Genomic DNA, 15203 nt, shown 5'->3' with positions numbered 1-15203 from the left:
CATGCGCGCTCTCACTCTGCATCTGAAAGTCCTGATCTTCCTGCTCGTCGCACTGGGAATTTCGATTACTGCCTACCAGATCTTCATCCTCGGCATTCCGGTTACCGAAGACGAAACCGATGACCTGTGGAATATCGACGCCAAGGTCGAGTTCCAGGCCAATCCGCGCGAGCCAGTGAAGCTGCAGATGTACGTGCCGCCACTGAATCAGGAGTTCGTCAGCCTCAACGAGAGCTTCATCTCCAACAACTACGGTGTCAGCGTCAACCGCGTCGATGGCAACCGCCGCGTCACCTGGTCCGCGCGTCGCGCCAGCGGCAACCAGACACTCTATTACCGCCTGGTGCTGACCAAGCGCTACAGCGGCGAGCAGAGCAAGCCCACCGGCCCGATCTTCCGCGACAGCATCCCGGTCGAAGGCCCGGAGAAGATTGCCGCCGAGGCCCTGCTCTCTCCCATTCGCCAGCATTCGGCCGACGTCGAGACCTTCATCAGCGAAGCGATCAAGCGCGTCAACAATCCCAACGATGACAACGTCAAGTTGCTGCTCGGGGGCGATACCTCCATCCCGAACAAGGCACGCGTCATCGAGCTGCTGCTGTCCATCGCCCACGTGCCGATGGAGCGTGTGCATACCATCCGCCTGAATGCCGATCAGCCGCAAACGCCCGAACTCTGGCTGCGCAGCTTCAATGGCGACAAGTGGCTGTTCTTCAACCCCGGCACTGGCGAACAGGGCCTGCCGGGTGACCGTCTGGTCTGGTGGACCGGTGACGAGCCGCTGATCAACCTGGAAGGTGGCCGCAACCCGCAGGTGACCTTTACCCTGAACAACAGCGAGATGAACGCCATCCGCCTCGCCAAGCTGACAGACGAGAACACCGAGGCCGGATTCCTGGAGTATTCGCTGTACGGCCTGCCCCTGCAGACTCAGCAGACCTACCAGATCATGATCATGATCCCGATCGGCGTGCTGGTGATCCTGATCCTGCGTAACCTCGGCGGCCTGCAGACCCTCGGCACCTTCACCCCGGTGCTGATCGCCCTGGCATTCCGCGAAACCCAGATCGGTTTCGGCATCATCCTGTTCACCCTGATTACCGCGCTCGGCCTGTCGCTGCGCTCGTACCTGGAACATCTGAAACTGCAGATGCTGCCGCGCCTGTCGGTCGTGCTGACCTTCGTTGTGGTGCTGATTGCAGTGATCAGCCTGCTCAGCCACAAGCTCGGCCTCGAGCGCGGATTGTCGGTATCGCTGTTCCCGATGGTGATCCTGACCATGACCATCGAACGCCTGTCCATCACCTGGGAAGAGCGTGGCGGCGGCCATGCCTTCAAGGTCGCGGTCGGCACGCTGATCGCCGCAAGCCTGGCCTTCATGCTGATGAACATCCGGGAGCTGACCTACTTCATCTTCACCTTCCCGGCCGTGCTGCTGATCATGGTGGGCTTCATGCTGGCGATGGGTCGCTACCGCGGCTACCGCCTGACCGAGCTGTTCCGCTTCAAAGCCTTTCTGAAGGATTGAGCCATGTTCGGTCTGATCAAGACGTGGAAGGCCCTGGAAGCCAAGGGCATCATGGGCATCAACCGCCGCAACGCGGACTACGTGCTCAAGTACAACAAGCGCAGCCTGTACCCGATCGTCGATGACAAGATCATCACCAAGCAGCGCGCGATCGAGGCCGGCATTCATGTGCCGGAGATGTACGGGATCATCGAGACCGAGAAGGACATCGACAAGCTCAAGGACATCGTCAAGGACCACACCGACTTCGTCGTCAAACCGGCCCAGGGTGCTGGCGGCGACGGCATTCTGGTGATCGCGGACCGTTTCGAGGGTCGCTACAAGACCGTATCCGGAAAGATCATGACCCATGAGGAGATCGAGCATCAGATCTCCAACATCCTCACTGGTCTGTATTCTCTCGGCGGTCACCGCGACCGTGCGCTGATCGAGTACCGCGTCACGCCTGATCCGATCTTCAAGAGCATCAGTTACGAAGGGGTGCCGGACATCCGCATCATCGTGCTGATGGGTTATCCGATCATGGCCATGCTGCGCCTGCCCACCCGCCAGTCCGGCGGCAAGGCCAACCTGCACCAGGGTGCAATCGGCGTCGGCGTGGATCTGGCGACCGGTATCACCCTTCGCGGCACCTGGCTGAACAACAAGATCACCAAGCACCCCGACACCACCAATGCTGTGGACGGCGTACAGCTGCCGAACTGGGACGGCTTCATGAAGCTGGCCGCCGGCTGTTACGAGCTCTGCGGGCTCGGCTATATCGGTGTCGACATGGTGCTCGATCAGGACAAGGGACCGCTGATCCTGGAGTTGAATGCACGCCCGGGCCTGAACATCCAGATCGCCAACGACTGCGGGCTGACCCACCGCGCCCATGCCGTGGAGAACCGTCTGGAAGAGCTCAAGGCAAAGGGCATCCAGGAAACCGTCGAGGAACGCGTAAAGTTCTCCCAGGAGCTCTTCGGCCACGTTCCGCCGCACGACTGACCCATTGGCCGGCCCGTGCATCTCGCGGGCCGGCCCCTATCGATCCGACCATGCCCCTCTGCACGCTGCACCCCCTGCCCTATAAGGCCGATCCTACTCAGTGGTTCGAACGCATTCGTCATGCGCCCGGCGCCGTTCTGCTGGATTCCGGCCGGCCGGTAGCCGAGCGCGGCCGCTTCGACATCCTCAGCGCCTGGCCATCGGCGATCTTCGAGCCTGCCCGGAGCGAATCAGGGCGTGATTTTTTCCAGCGTTTGCGCCAGGCATTGCGCGACCTGGGGCCGGCCACGCTGCCCGACGGTTGCGAGCTGCCCTTCGCGGGCGGACTGATCGGCCTGCTGACTTATGACTTCGGCACGCGGCTGGAACGACTTCCACAGCGCGCCCGCGATGACAGTCGTTTGCCGCTGGCGCGCCTGGGGCTGTATGGCTGGGCGTTGATCACGGATCACCAGCGTCGGACCAGCCAGCTGCTGTTTCATCCGGCCACCGCCCGGCCCGAACGTGAACGCCTGGTCCGCCTGTTCGAAACGGGCTCCCCTGCCGCACCCGAGCCATTCAGGCTGCATGGGCGGTTCACTCCGGATATCTCGCAGGATGATTATCGCCGCGGCATCGAGCGCATCCAGGCCTATATCCAGGCGGGCGACTGCTACCAGGTGAACTTCACCCAGCGTTTTCGCGCCGCCTGCTCGGGTGATGCATGGAGTGCCTATAGCGCCCTGCGCAAGGCTTGCCCGACACCATTCGCCGGGTTCGTAGGGCTTGGCGATGGCGCCATCGTCAGCCTTTCGCCGGAACGCTTCCTGCGGCTGCAGGGCGGCCGGGTGGAGACGCGGCCGATCAAGGGTACGCGGCCCCGCGGGCATGACGAGCAGAGCGATGCCGCACAGGCGCAGGCACTACTGGCCAGCGAGAAGGATCGTGCCGAGAACCTGATGATTGTCGATTTGCTGCGCAACGATCTCGGCCGCAGCTGTCGCATCGGCAGCGTGCGCGTCCCGCAGCTGTTCGCGCTGGAAAGCTACCCCAATGTCCATCACCTGGTGAGCTGTGTCACCGGCGAGCTCGCCGACCGGCTGGACGCATTCGATCTGCTGGCCGGCAGCTTTCCTGGCGGGTCCATTACCGGAGCGCCGAAGATCCGCGCCATGCAGATCATCGACGAGCTGGAACCTACCCGCCGCTCGATTTACTGCGGGTCGCTGCTGTATGTCGATGTCAGGGGGGAAATGGACAGCTCCATCGCCATCCGTACCCTGCTCGTCCGTGACGGACAAGCCAGCTGCTGGGGCGGTGGCGGCATCGTCGCCGACTCGGACTGGCAGGCGGAATACCAGGAGTCGATCGACAAGGTGAAGGTGCTGCTGGAAACGCTGGAGCAGCTACCAGGCTGAGGCGACCGGTCAACGGAACGGCCGCCTCGATCCGGACAGATCAGAGCGTCAGTTTGCGGTTCGACGCCTTGAGGAACTCCTGCTTGAGCGCATCGAAGGTATGCACTGCCGGGAATTGCGGGAACTCGGCGATGACATTGTCCGGCGCATGGAACAGGATGCCGGCATGGGCTTCGCTGAGCATGGTGGTGTCGTTGTAAGAGTCACCCGCAGCGATGACACGGTAGTACAGGCTCTTCAGCGCGATGACCGACTGGCGCTTGGGGTCCTTCTGGCGCAGCTGATAGTCCACCACGCGGTCGGTCTCGTCGGTGATCAGGCGATGGCAGAGCAGCGTCGGGAAGCCCAGCTGGCGCATCAGCGGCTGGGAGAACTCGTAGAAGGTGTCGGACAGGATCACCACCTGGAAACGCTCACGCAGCCAGTCGATGAACTCCGGCGCGCCTTCCAGCGGCTTCAGCGTTGCGATGACCTTCTGGATATCGGCGAGCTTCAGGCCGTGCTCGTCGAGGATGCGCAGGCGCTGCTTCATCAGCACGTCATAGTCGGGAATGTCCCGTGTGGTCGCCCGGAGCGATTCGATTCCGGTGGCCTCGGCAAAGGCGATCCAGATTTCCGGAACCAGCACACCTTCCAGGTCGAGACAGGCTATTTCCACGGGCCACTCCTCAATGCAGAAAATTGAAGGCGGCACTCTAACGGCAGCTCGCAGCCGAAGCAACGCAGCGCTTATACCCGAAAAGGCTGATACGCGTATCTAAACGTTATTTAGCGGCATAAACCCCTTTTGCTACCATCCGCCGCCTCAGAGCGCCGAAGCGCCGTGGACATTTATAAGGAAGCCGCCTGATGAGCACCTCCATCGACGTCGCCGCGTTGGCTACAGCCTACGCCGAGAAATCGCCGCAAGACGTTCTTAAGCTCGCCTTCGATCTGTTCGGCGATGACCTGTGGATCTCCTTCAGTGGCGCCGAAGACGTGGTACTGCTGGATATGGCCTGGAAGCTGAACAAGAGCGTCAAGGTGTTCACCCTCGATACCGGGCGCCTGCACAGCGAGACCTATCGTTTCATCGAGCAGGTCCGTGATCACTACGGCATCGCCATCGAGATCATGACCCCGGACCCGGCGTTGCTGCAGCCGCTGGTCAACGAAAAGGGCCTGTTCAGTTTCTACCGCGACGGTCATGGCGAATGCTGCGGTATCCGCAAGATCGAGCCGCTGCGCCGCAAACTGTCGACAGTGCGCGCCTGGGCCACCGGCCAGCGGCGTGACCAGAGCCCTGGCACCCGTAGCCAGGTTGCAGTACTGGAACTGGATACCGCGTTCTCGACACCGGACCACCCGCTGTACAAGTTCAACCCGCTGGCACAGATGACCAGCGAGGAAGTCTGGGGCTACATCCGCATGCTGGAAATTCCCTACAACAGCCTGCACGAGCGCGGGTTCATCAGTATCGGCTGTGAGCCCTGCACTCGGCCGGTGCTACCGAACCAGCACGAGCGTGAAGGTCGCTGGTGGTGGGAGGAAGCCACCCACAAGGAATGCGGGCTGCACGCCGGCAATCTGATCGCCAAGAGCTGACCGCACACTCATGCGGTAGACAGTGCACTCACGGGTTGGCGCCAGCGCCGAACCCGTGTCTCGAATGATCAGTAGGTCGGCAGCTGCATGCCGTCGAACAGCTCATCCAGTTCCGCCTTGTTGCGGCACTGGATGGCCTTTTCCAGCATGTCCCGGTTCAGATGCGGGGCGAACTGCTGGATGAAGTCGCACATGAAGCCGCGCAGGAAAGTGCCGCGGCGGAAGCCGATCTTGGTCACGCTGGACTCGAACAGCTCACTGGCATCCAGCACCACCAGATCCGAATCCAGGTTCGGGTCCACCGCCATGCGCGCCACGATACCAACGCCCAACCCGAGCCGGACATAGGTCTTGATCACGTCAGCGTCGGCTGCGGTGAAAACCACCTTCGGCGAAAGCCCACGATGGCCGAAGGCTTCGTCGAGCTTGGAGCGCCCGGTGAAACCGAACACGTAGGTCACGATCGGGTGCTCGGCCAGCGCCTCGAGGGTGAGCTTGTCCAGTTTCGCCAGCGGATGGCCGCGAGGCACGATCACGCAGCGGTTCCACCGATAGCAAGGCATCATCACCAGGTCGCCGAACAGTTCCAGCCCCTCGGTTGCGATGGCGAAATCGACCGTCCCGTCGGCGGCCATTTCGGCGATCTGCATCGGCGTACCCTGGTGCATGTGCAGCGACACGTCCGGGTACTGCTTGATGAAGCTGCTGATCACCTGAGGCAACGCATAACGTGCCTGGGTGTGAGTGGTCGCGATGCTCAGGGTGCCCTTCTTTTCGTTGGAGAACTCCTGGGCGATCTGCTTGATGCTCTCGCACTTGCGCAGAATCTCGCCAGCCGTGGTGATGATGCGCTCTCCAGCCGGTGTCACCCGCGTCAGATGCTTGCCACTGCGGGCGAACACCTCGACGCCGAGCTCATCCTCCAACAGGCGAATCTGCTTGCTGATGCCGGGTTGCGAGGTGAACAGACTCTGGGCAGTTGCCGAAACGTTGAGGTCATGGTGCGCCACTTCCCAGATGTAACGCAGTTGTTGAAGCTTCATAGAAATCCCTCAAGGCAATGGCACCACTGCGCCTGCCGCAACACTTATAACCTTATGAACGGTGCGCCAACGGATGATAGATGTTCCGCCTGGCTTTTGCTGTGCGACCTTTGGTCTGACTCGCCGTGACTGCCGTTGAGCTTAGCAGTGCGGCGAAAACCGGGCCGGCGTTTGTGTCAGGCGCCGTTACGCTGCTCCAGGAAGCGCAACAGGCGATAGATCATTTCGGTACGGGGCATCGATACGCCCTGCTGCGCAGCTGCGGCAAGCGGTGCGGCATAGATCGCCTCCAGCTCCATCGGCCGGTTGTGATGCCTGTCGTGATACATGCTGGGCAGGTAGTCGGGCATGCGTGCCGTTCCCATCAGCAACTTCTCCGGGAAATCCTCTGGCAGCGCACAACCCAGCGCCGGCGCCGCGGCGCAGACCTCCTGCATGATGGCCTTGATCTGCGCCCGCGTGTCGTCGCTGGCGAGCAGCGACTCGGTACCAGCGTCGAGCAGAGCCGAGAGGCCGTTGAACGGCACGTTCCACACCAGCTTCATCCAGCGCGCCTGTGCCAGGCTGGGCATCGGTGAAGAATCCACCCCGGCCCGACGGAACATCTCGACCATCGCGCCCAGTAATGCCTGTTGTGCCTGCGGGTCATGCCCGGCTGGCCCGGAATGGTAGCCAAGGTTGACCCCGCCAAGGGCCTGATGCTCGACCACGCCGGGCGCGGAACGATGTGCACAGATCGCACACAGGCCGCCCAGCAGGTGGACGCTGGCCGGCAGAAACGGCCTGAGCACATCCTCCACACCCAGCCCGTTCTGCAGTACCACCACCTTGCAATCGGGTGCTGCGACCTGAGCGATGAGCGGCGCCAGCTCCCGGTTGCTGGTGCTTTTAGCCCCCACCAGTAGCCAGTCGCAGGGAGGCATCTGGGTGGCATCGCGGTAAATCTGCGGTTGCTCCAGCAGCAATGGCCCATGCACCGCGCTATTGACCTGCAGGCCACGGGCGAGGACGGCATCGTATTCGCTGCGCAACAGGAAATGCACATCGAAGCCGGCGCGCGCTAGCATCAAGCCGTAGAAGCCTCCGATGGCACCCGTGCCGATGATGCCTATACGTGGATTGGCTGCAGACATAAGCACTCCAGGTCATGTGGCCGGCGGGATACCCGCGCCAACCGATTGAAAAAAGCCGAACGATAGCAGCCCGACGATGCACATCACAGCGTCCCGCTTGGCGTTGCGAAGATCGACAGGCGGATCGACTCAATACGCCATCAATCTCGTTGTCGATTAAGCCCTTTAGCGCTAAGGTTCCGTTTCCCCGCTGCGCCCTCAAGTCCAGTTCCGCCGCACCGGGATCGCTGGCGGACGGCTCCCGTGATTCCTGACGAGTGACAAATGGCTGATTTACCAATCGACGACCTCAACGTTGCGTCCAACGTGACCCTGATCACGCCGGAGCAACTGAAGCGTGAAATCCCGCTGACCGCCTCGGCATTGCAGACCGTCTCCCATGGTCGTCAGGTCGTACGCGACATTCTCGACGGCAAGGATCACCGCCTGTTCCTGGTGATCGGCCCCTGCTCAATCCATGACCTGAAAGCCGCCCACGAGTACGCCGAGCGCCTCAAGGTCCTGGCGGAAAAGGTGTCCGACAGCCTGTTCCTCGTCATGCGCGTGTATTTCGAGAAGCCCCGTACCACTGTCGGCTGGAAAGGCCTGATCAACGATCCCTACATGGACGACTCGTTCAAGATCCAGGACGGTCTGCACATCGGCCGCAAGCTGCTGCTCGATCTGGCGGAGATGGGCCTGCCCACCGCCACCGAGGCACTCGACCCCATCTCTCCGCAGTATCTGCAGGATCTGATCAGCTGGTCGGCGATCGGCGCGCGCACCACCGAATCGCAGACGCACCGTGAGATGGCGTCCGGGCTGTCCTCGGCTGTCGGCTTCAAGAATGGCACCGACGGCAGCCTGACCGTGGCCATCAACGCGCTGCAGTCGGTTTCCAGCCCGCACCGTTTCCTTGGCATCAACCAGTCTGGCGGCGTGTCCATCGTCACCACCAAGGGCAATAACTACGGCCATGTGGTGCTGCGCGGTGGTAACGGCAAGCCCAACTACGACTCGGTCAGCGTCGCGCTCTGCGAGCAGGAGCTGCACAAGGCGGGCATTCGCCCGAACATCATGATCGACTGCAGCCATGCAAACTCCAATAAGGACCCTGCCCTGCAGCCGCTGGTGATGGACAACGTCGCCAACCAGATCCTCGAAGGCAACAATTCCATTGTCGGTCTCATGGTCGAAAGCCACCTTGGCTGGGGCAATCAGGCCATTCCGAAGAACCTGTGCGATCTCAAGTACGGCGTGTCCATTACCGACGCCTGTATCGACTGGGACACCACCGAGAAAGCCGTGCTGAGCATGCATGACAAGCTCAAGGACGTGCTGCCCAAACGGCAGCGCGGCTAGGAAGAAAAAACGCCGGTCTCCCGGCGTTTTTTTTATGGCTCTGGCGTGGCCTGGCCAGAGCCCGTTCGATTGCGTTCGATGTAGCGTTCCACATATGAGCATGAAGGGATGACCTGATAGCCCTCGCGCTCGGCGTATTCGAGCGCATGCTGCGCCAGGGCCGCTGCGATGCCTCGCCCACGCAATGCGTCCGGAACGAAGGTGCGATACATATCCAGTGTCTGCTTGCCAAGATCCATGTAGGCAAGGTAGGCGCAGTGACCTTCGATCATCGCCTCGAAGCGATGGCCAGCCAGGTCGTGATGGACGCGCACCGTGTCGCTCATCGTGACTCCTTCAGCAGGATTGTCCTGTCTTCTTGTTTTCGGGTGGCTGCACCAGGGACGTGTCGTCGGCAGCCGCATACATTCACAGACGTCTTTTCTACCTCTTTCGAAGTCGTTCGACCAGCCTTGCGTTGATCATTATTTGCACGCCCTGCACCGGAACTTTCGATGCGTGATGCAATCAGGCAACTATGATGGGTCTTTGGGGAACCAGCGCTGGATGTTTTTTATCCAACTTGCCGGGATGAGAGACAAAGCAAAGGCAGTTTGAAAAAAAACCTGTAGCGCCTGCGCCCACTCAGTTTACTTAAGCTAAGTTATAGGTAGTATGTGCGCGCAAACTTTCCATAACGGAAGTTGCTTTATGGATTTCCACCTTAAGGGGAACAAGATGAACAACGTTCTGAAATTCTCTGCTCTGGCTCTGGCCGCAGTTCTGGCTACCGGTTGCAGCAACAGCATGACCAAAGAAAGCGAAGCTCGCCTGACCGCGACCGAAGACGCCGCTGCTCGCGCCCAGGCTCGCGCTGACGAAGCGTACAGCAAGGCCGACGAAGCTCTGGCCGCCGCTCAGAAGGCTCAGCAGACTGCTGACGAAGCCAACGAGCGTGCTCTGCGTATGCTGGAACGCGCCAGCCGCAAGTAAGCTTGTAAAAGCAAAAAAGCCGACCTTCAAGGTCGGCTTTTTTATGCGAAAAAGCAGTCAGAACAACTGCTCTTCATGGACGGCGACTTCGGTCCGCTGCTCGGCGATCTGGATCGGCAAGCCGTCTTCGCCAGCAATGATCTCGCGCACCATTTCCCAGTCCAGGTGCAACTTGCCCGCGGCCTCGTCACGCTTGAGCAGGGTATTGATGACGACGGCGTGCTTGTCCATCAGTGTCAGCGTCTTTTGATCACCGTCTTCCAGCGGCGCATGGGCTTCTAGATAGACCTTGCCCTCGCTGACGCCGAACTTGTAGGGCTCGTCGACGATACGCACCGGCGTTCCGACTTTCACCATCTTCGCCAGTTCGAGCACGTTGTGGTTGAGCATACGGAAGCAACCGTGGCTCACCCGCATGCCGATACCGAACTTCTTGTTCGAGCCATGGATCAGGTAGCCCGGAAGCGAAAGGGTCATCTTGTAAGGGCCGAGGGGATTATCCGGACCTGGCGGCACGACCGTCGGCAGCGGATCGCCATCGGCGGCGTGCTCTTCACGAATGGACTTCGGCGGGTACCAGGCCGGGTTGCTGGTCATAGCCGTGATCCGGGCATTGCCCACCGGAGAGCCCCAGCCTTCCCGGCCGATGCCCAGCGGGAAGGTATGCACCACGTTCTTGCCTTCCGGGTAGTAGTACATCCGGTACTCGGCAATGTTGATCACAATGCCCTCGCGCGGGCCCGGAGGGAGGATGAACCGGGTCGGCAGAATGATGTCGGTGCCCTCGCCCGGCAGCCACGGGTCGACACCCGGGTTGGCCGCGACCAACTCCAGATAGCCGAGATCGTGGGCTTCACCGATGGCAGCGAAGGTATCTTCGTACTTCGCCTTGATGACCTGAATCTGGCCGACGATGTCTTCGCCTTCCGGCGGCAGCGGCAGTTCGAGCGCCGCGCTGGGGCCCGCCGAAAGCAAAGCAGCGAATGACAAACAGGAGGCGACCGCAAACGCGCGCGAGACCATTGAAGAGTCCTTGAGAATCCAGAGTAGAAGGATAGATGCGATTGTACTTGAACCGACCGAAACGTGAGCTACCAGGCCGCAGTGGCAGACGGAAGGCCCTTGCGGCGCGCCTCGAGCAGCTGACGGCAGCTGGGACACAATTGACGGTCCTTCAGCGTGGCCCGCTCGAGTTCCCGCCAACGGGGCTGAGCCGGCAGCAAGCCGCCGCACAACGTGCGGTCGGCATTTCCGCTCAGTTCCAGTTGCCGCAGCGCCAGGTGCAGTCGATTCTCGCGGCAGGCGAACATGTCGTACTGTTCGTCCGGCACGATGAGTCGATAAGCGTAAAGGGTCCTGGCTGAGCGCGACATCTGAGGCTCCAATCGAGGGCGCGACAGTAGCTGCGGCCACGCCTCAAAGCAAGGGCTCGAGTGCCGGCCAGACCGTCTCGAGCAACTGGCTCTGCGCCTCGGCAGTCGGATGGATGCCGTCGGCCTGCATCATCCCGGCAACACCCCCTACACCCTCCAGCAGGAACGGCACGTAGGCGACGCTCTTTTCCTGCGCAAGCGAGTCGAACGCATCGGCGAATGCACGGGTATAGCGCTGCCCCAGATTCGGCGGCATCCGCATGCCCAGCAGCAACACTTCAGCACCGGCTTCGCGGCTGCGATCGATCATGTCGGCAAGATTCTGTTTCAATTGCACAGGTGATTGCCCACGCAATCCGTCATTGCCGCCCAGCTCCAGAATGACCACTTCAGGGGTATGTTCCTCAAGCAGGGGATCGAGCCTGGCAAGCCCGCCAGCCGTGGTATCGCCACTGATGGAGGCGTTCACCACACGCCAGGATTCATCGCCCTCGACGAGGCGTTCCTGCAGCAGATGCACCCAGCCCTGGCTGGTTTCCAGCCCGAAAGCGGCGCTGATACTATCGCCGACCACCAGTACGGTTCCGGCCAGGGCTCCCTGAGTCCAGCACAGCAGCGCCAGGGCCCCGCATTTCAGCCACCTTCGCATCGGATTCCCTCATGAGCGGCAATATTCTCGACGCCCGGAACCTTAACAAAGTGGTACCCAGCGAGGAAGGCGAGCTGAGCATCCTGGCCGACCTCTCTTTGCAGCTGGCCAAGGGCGACAGCCTGGCCATTGTCGGCACCTCAGGGTCGGGCAAGTCGACGCTGCTCGGCCTGCTGGCCGGGCTCGATCTGCCGAGCTCGGGCGAAGTTCATCTGGCCGGCCATGCGCTGGCAGCGCTCGACGAAGACCAGCGGGCGCGGGTGCGTGCCGAACACGTCGGCTTCGTCTTTCAATCGTTCCAGCTGCTCGACAGCCTCAACGCCCTGGAGAATGTCATGCTGCCGCTGGAACTGGACGGGCGCCGCGACGCTCGCGAGCGCGCCACCGAGCTGCTCTCTCGCGTCGGCCTGGGCGAGCGCCTGCAGCATTATCCCCGCCAGCTATCCGGTGGCGAGCAGCAACGCGTCGCACTGGCCCGCGCCTTCGCCGCCGAGCCCGAGGTGCTGTTTGCCGACGAACCCACCGGCAACCTCGACACCCATACTGGCGCGCATATCACTGAACTGTTGTTCGAGCTTAACCGCGAACGCGGCACGACCTTGGTGCTGGTCACCCACGACGAGCGCCTGGCCAGGCGCTGCCATCGCGTGCTTCGCCTCGAGGGCGGGCGCCAGATCGCCAGCGAGACGAGCGAATGATGGGCCTACCCAAGGCGCGCCTGTTCGCTCTGGCTTACCGGCAGTTGCTGCGCGACGCTCGCGCCGGCGAGTTGCGCGTGCTGTTTTTCGCCCTGTTGATCGCCGTCGCCGCCAGCACCGCCATCGGCTATTTCGGTGCACGCCTGAACGACGCCATGCTGCTGCGGGCCAGCGAGTTCCTTGGCGCCGACCTGGTGCTGGGCGGCAGCGCACCCGCCTCGGCGCAACAGATCGACGCCGGCAAGGCACAGGGGCTGGAACACGCCCAGGTGGTCGAATTCTCCAGCGTCATCGCCACCGACCAGGACTTGCAGCTCGCCAGTGTCAAAGCGGCCAGCAGCAGCTATCCCCTGCGCGGCGCCTTGCGCAGTGCTGCGCAACCCTACGGCGCCGAAGAAGCCGGCACCGGTCCGGCCCCGGGTGAAGCCTGGGCCGAGGCCAGACTGTTCGCCGCCCTGGACCTGGCAATCGGTGACGACATCGAAGTCGGCAACAAGCTGCTGCGCCTGACCCGCGTGTTGACCTACGAGCCCGATCGGGTCGGTGATTTCTACAGCCTGACGCCACGCGTGCTGATGCACCTGGACGATCTTGCCGCGACCGGTGTCGTCCAGCCTGGCAGCCGAGTGCGCTACCGGGAGCTCTGGCGCGGCGAAAGCGCCGCACTGGCGGCTTACCAGCAGGCACTGCAGCCCGGGCTGCAAGCCCATCAACGCATCGAAACCGCCGGCGACAGCAACCGGCAGATAGGGGGCGCACTGGGCCGTGCGGAACGCTATCTGAACCTTGCGAGCCTGGCTGCGATTCTGTTGGCGGGCGTTGCCGTCGCGCTGTCGGCTGCCCGCTTCGCCACACGCCGCTTTGATGCCAGTGCGCTGCTCCGCTGTCTGGGCCTTTCCCGCCATGACGCGCTGCTGCTCTACACCTTGCAACTGGGCATGCTTGGCCTACTGGCCAGCCTTGTCGGCGCCCTGCTCGGCTGGACCGCACAGCACGGACTGTTCTACCTCCTGCGCGATCTGCTGGCGCAGGAGATTCCCCCCGGCGGCATCTGGCCCGCTGCAGCCGGTGTGGCCACGGGTCTGGTGGCGCTGGCGGGCTTTGCCCTTCCGCCATTGGCAGGACTGGGTCGCGTACCACCATTGCGGGTACTGCGCCGCGACCTGCTGCCGGTGCCACCCAGCGCCTGGCTGGTGTACGGCACGGCGATCCTGGCCCTCGGCCTGATCATGTGGCGGCTGAGCCTGGACCTGAAGATCACCCTGGCTCTGCTGGGCGGCGGCCTGCTTGCCACACTGGTGCTGGGAGGCCTGTTGCTGCTCGGCCTGAAGGGTATGCGTCGCCTGCTTGCCGGCGCTTCGCTGAGCTGGCGGTTGGGTCTGGGTCAGCTGCTGCGGCATCCGCTTGCAGCGGCGGGACAGGCGCTTGCCTTCGGCCTGATCCTGTTGGCGATGGCACTAATCGCCCTGTTGCGCGGCGAGCTGCTCGACACCTGGCAGGACCAGTTGCCGGACGACGCACCCAACCATTTCGTACTCAACGTCTTGCCTGCAGAAAAGGATGCCTTCGCCGAGCGAATCGACGCACTCTCCAGCCATGCCGCGCCGCTGTATCCGGTGGTGCCGGGCCGACTCGTGGCGATCAATGGCGAGCTGGTCAGCAAGGAGTCCCAGGGCGAACGCGCGATTCGTCGCGATCTCAGCCTGACCTGGTCGGCCGACCTGCCCAAGGACAATCATCTGGTGGCTGGCCAGTGGTGGCATGAGCGGGCCGAGGCGGAGCTGCCAGGCGTGTCCGTCGAGGCCGAACTGGCCGAAAGCCTGCAGCTGAAGCTCGGCGACCAGCTGAGTTTCACCATAGGCGGGCTGACGCGTGACGCTCGCGTCACCAGCCTGCGCGAGGTCAACTGGGACAGCTTCCAGCCCAACTTCTACATGATCTTCGAGCCCGACACCCTGCAGGGCATGCCGGCCACCTACATGACCAGCTTTCACCTGCCACCCGGCAACGAGCGCGAACTGGTGGAGCTGGCGCGGGCGTTCCCGTCGGTGACCCTGCTCCAGGTGGAGGCGCTGCTGGCCCAGCTGCGCAGCATCCTCGCGCAGGTCTCGCTGGCGGTGGAGTACGTACTGCTGTTCGTGCTGGCGGCGGGGCTGGCCGTGCTCTTCGCCGGTCTGCAAGCGACACTGGACGAACGCATCCGCCAGGGTGCGCTACTGCGTGCGCTAGGGGCCGAACGGCGTCTGCTGCTGAGGGCGCGCCGGGCCGAGTTCGGATTGCTCGGCGCTGCCAGCGGCCTGCTTGCCGCGCTTGGCTGCGAACTGGTGAGCGCCCTGCTCTATCACTATGCGTTCGACCTACGCTGGCAGCCGCATCCCTGGCTGTTGTTAATGCCGCTGATCGGCGCGCTGCTGGTCGGCAGCGCCGGGCTGATCGGCACGCGTCGCGCCCTCAACGCGAGCCCGCTGAGCGTACTGCGCGAGAACTGAAGCGCTACA

At 62.6% G+C, this 15203-nt stretch carries 15 protein-coding genes; 8 read left to right on the top strand and 7 right to left on the bottom strand.

Annotation, left to right across the window (positions count from 1 at the left end; genetic code table 11):
- The first annotated feature begins 1 nt into the window (after window position 1).
- The 3 genes from rloB to pabB are packed head-to-tail and all read left to right on the top strand — an operon-like array spanning window position 2 to window position 3912.
- Window positions 2-1528, top strand: a complete 1527-nt coding sequence (gene rloB, locus PSTAB_RS09615; RefSeq protein ID WP_011913171.1) for an osmotic stress tolerance membrane protein RloB — start codon at window positions 2-4, stop codon at window positions 1526-1528.
- 3 nt (window positions 1529-1531) lie between these two features.
- Window positions 1532-2515, top strand: a complete 984-nt coding sequence (locus tag PSTAB_RS09610; RefSeq protein WP_011913170.1) for an alpha-L-glutamate ligase-like protein — start codon at window positions 1532-1534, stop codon at window positions 2513-2515.
- Between the two features lie 50 nt (window positions 2516-2565).
- The gene (gene pabB / locus PSTAB_RS09605; RefSeq protein ID WP_013982731.1) at window positions 2566-3912 is read left to right on the top strand and encodes an aminodeoxychorismate synthase component I; all 1347 of its coding nucleotides are present in this window, start codon (window positions 2566-2568) and stop codon (window positions 3910-3912) included.
- A gap of 40 nt (window positions 3913-3952) precedes the next feature.
- Here pabB and thrH read toward each other — a convergent pair whose 3' ends face one another.
- Window positions 3953-4570, bottom strand: coding sequence for a bifunctional phosphoserine phosphatase/homoserine phosphotransferase ThrH (thrH, locus tag PSTAB_RS09600; RefSeq protein ID WP_011913168.1), 618 nt, complete (start codon window positions 4568-4570; stop codon window positions 3953-3955).
- Between the two features lie 191 nt (window positions 4571-4761).
- Between thrH and PSTAB_RS09595 the strand changes: the two genes are divergently transcribed.
- Window positions 4762-5496, top strand: a complete 735-nt coding sequence (locus PSTAB_RS09595) for a phosphoadenylyl-sulfate reductase (protein ID WP_011913167.1) — start codon at window positions 4762-4764, stop codon at window positions 5494-5496.
- Window positions 5497-5564: 68 nt separating this feature from the next.
- Here the strand turns inward: PSTAB_RS09595 and cysB are convergent, their stop codons facing one another.
- Both cysB and PSTAB_RS09585 read right to left on the bottom strand, forming a co-directional pair.
- Window positions 5565-6539, bottom strand: a complete 975-nt coding sequence (cysB, locus tag PSTAB_RS09590) for an HTH-type transcriptional regulator CysB (protein ID WP_011913166.1) — start codon at window positions 6537-6539, stop codon at window positions 5565-5567.
- A gap of 176 nt (window positions 6540-6715) precedes the next feature.
- A complete protein-coding gene (locus PSTAB_RS09585) occupies window positions 6716-7672 on the bottom strand; it encodes a putative 2-dehydropantoate 2-reductase (RefSeq protein ID WP_013982730.1) in 957 nt (318 codons plus the stop codon).
- A 264-nt stretch (window positions 7673-7936) separates the two neighbouring features.
- On the opposite strand from PSTAB_RS09585, the gene PSTAB_RS09580 reads away from it, so the two are divergent.
- Window positions 7937-9013, top strand: a complete 1077-nt coding sequence (locus PSTAB_RS09580) for a 3-deoxy-7-phosphoheptulonate synthase (protein WP_013982729.1) — start codon at window positions 7937-7939, stop codon at window positions 9011-9013.
- A 32-nt stretch (window positions 9014-9045) separates the two neighbouring features.
- Here PSTAB_RS09580 and PSTAB_RS09575 read toward each other — a convergent pair whose 3' ends face one another.
- Window positions 9046-9339 (bottom strand): GNAT family N-acetyltransferase, encoded by a 294-nt coding sequence (locus PSTAB_RS09575; RefSeq protein WP_013982728.1) that lies wholly within the window; start codon window positions 9337-9339, stop codon window positions 9046-9048.
- 391 nt (window positions 9340-9730) lie between these two features.
- Here PSTAB_RS09575 and PSTAB_RS09570 point away from each other — a divergent pair, with 391 nt between their 5' ends.
- A complete protein-coding gene (locus tag PSTAB_RS09570) occupies window positions 9731-9985 on the top strand; it encodes an Lpp/OprI family alanine-zipper lipoprotein (protein ID WP_003294452.1) in 255 nt (84 codons plus the stop codon).
- 57 nt (window positions 9986-10042) lie between these two features.
- On the opposite strand, the gene PSTAB_RS09565 is transcribed toward PSTAB_RS09570, so the two are convergent.
- From PSTAB_RS09565 to PSTAB_RS09555, 3 genes are all read right to left on the bottom strand, one after another.
- Window positions 10043-11008, bottom strand: a complete 966-nt coding sequence (locus tag PSTAB_RS09565) for a L,D-transpeptidase family protein (protein WP_013982726.1) — start codon at window positions 11006-11008, stop codon at window positions 10043-10045.
- Between the two features lie 68 nt (window positions 11009-11076).
- Complete coding sequence (locus tag PSTAB_RS09560; protein ID WP_013982725.1) at window positions 11077-11358, bottom strand: hypothetical protein; 282 nt, start codon at window positions 11356-11358, stop codon at window positions 11077-11079.
- 43 nt (window positions 11359-11401) lie between these two features.
- Entirely contained in the window at window positions 11402-12007 is a 606-nt protein-coding gene (locus PSTAB_RS09555) for an arylesterase (RefSeq protein ID WP_011913161.1), read from the bottom strand.
- 11 nt (window positions 12008-12018) lie between these two features.
- Here PSTAB_RS09555 and PSTAB_RS09550 point away from each other — a divergent pair, with 11 nt between their 5' ends.
- Window positions 12019-12705, top strand: coding sequence for an ABC transporter ATP-binding protein (locus PSTAB_RS09550; RefSeq protein WP_013982724.1), 687 nt, complete (start codon window positions 12019-12021; stop codon window positions 12703-12705).
- Window positions 12705-15194, top strand: a complete 2490-nt coding sequence (locus PSTAB_RS09545) for an ABC transporter permease (protein WP_013982723.1) — start codon at window positions 12705-12707, stop codon at window positions 15192-15194. Before PSTAB_RS09550 ends, PSTAB_RS09545 begins: the two co-directional genes overlap by 1 nt.
- The last annotated feature ends 9 nt before the right edge of the window (window positions 15195-15203 follow it).

Origin of the sequence: Stutzerimonas stutzeri (genome assembly GCF_000219605.1) — a bacterium.
GTDB lineage: Bacteria > Pseudomonadota > Gammaproteobacteria > Pseudomonadales > Pseudomonadaceae > Stutzerimonas > Stutzerimonas stutzeri.
The sequence above is the reverse complement of the archived record's forward strand: the minus strand, read 5'-3'. Positions and strand labels throughout refer to the sequence as shown.

Bases quoted from the DNA above. Each gene is read 5' to 3' on its own strand.
- PSTAB_RS09570 (WP_003294452.1), top strand. From the start codon at position 9,731: ATGAACAACGTTCTGAAATTCTCTGCTCTGGCTCTGGCCGCAGTTCTG.
- PSTAB_RS09575 (WP_013982728.1), bottom strand. From the start codon at position 9,339: ATGAGCGACACGGTGCGCGTCCATCACGACCTGGCTGGCCATCGCTTC.
- pabB (WP_013982731.1), top strand. From the start codon at position 2,566: ATGCCCCTCTGCACGCTGCACCCCCTGCCCTATAAGGCCGATCCTACT.
- PSTAB_RS09580 (WP_013982729.1), top strand. From the start codon at position 7,937: ATGGCTGATTTACCAATCGACGACCTCAACGTTGCGTCCAACGTGACC.
- cysB (WP_011913166.1), bottom strand. From the start codon at position 6,539: ATGAAGCTTCAACAACTGCGTTACATCTGGGAAGTGGCGCACCATGAC.
- PSTAB_RS09560 (WP_013982725.1), bottom strand. From the start codon at position 11,358: ATGTCGCGCTCAGCCAGGACCCTTTACGCTTATCGACTCATCGTGCCG.
- PSTAB_RS09585 (WP_013982730.1), bottom strand. From the start codon at position 7,672: ATGTCTGCAGCCAATCCACGTATAGGCATCATCGGCACGGGTGCCATC.
- PSTAB_RS09610 (WP_011913170.1), top strand. From the start codon at position 1,532: ATGTTCGGTCTGATCAAGACGTGGAAGGCCCTGGAAGCCAAGGGCATC.
- PSTAB_RS09555 (WP_011913161.1), bottom strand. From the start codon at position 12,007: ATGCGAAGGTGGCTGAAATGCGGGGCCCTGGCGCTGCTGTGCTGGACT.
- PSTAB_RS09595 (WP_011913167.1), top strand. From the start codon at position 4,762: ATGAGCACCTCCATCGACGTCGCCGCGTTGGCTACAGCCTACGCCGAG.
- rloB (WP_011913171.1), top strand. From the start codon at position 2: ATGCGCGCTCTCACTCTGCATCTGAAAGTCCTGATCTTCCTGCTCGTC.
- PSTAB_RS09550 (WP_013982724.1), top strand. From the start codon at position 12,019: ATGAGCGGCAATATTCTCGACGCCCGGAACCTTAACAAAGTGGTACCC.
- PSTAB_RS09545 (WP_013982723.1), top strand. From the start codon at position 12,705: ATGGGCCTACCCAAGGCGCGCCTGTTCGCTCTGGCTTACCGGCAGTTG.
- PSTAB_RS09565 (WP_013982726.1), bottom strand. From the start codon at position 11,008: ATGGTCTCGCGCGCGTTTGCGGTCGCCTCCTGTTTGTCATTCGCTGCT.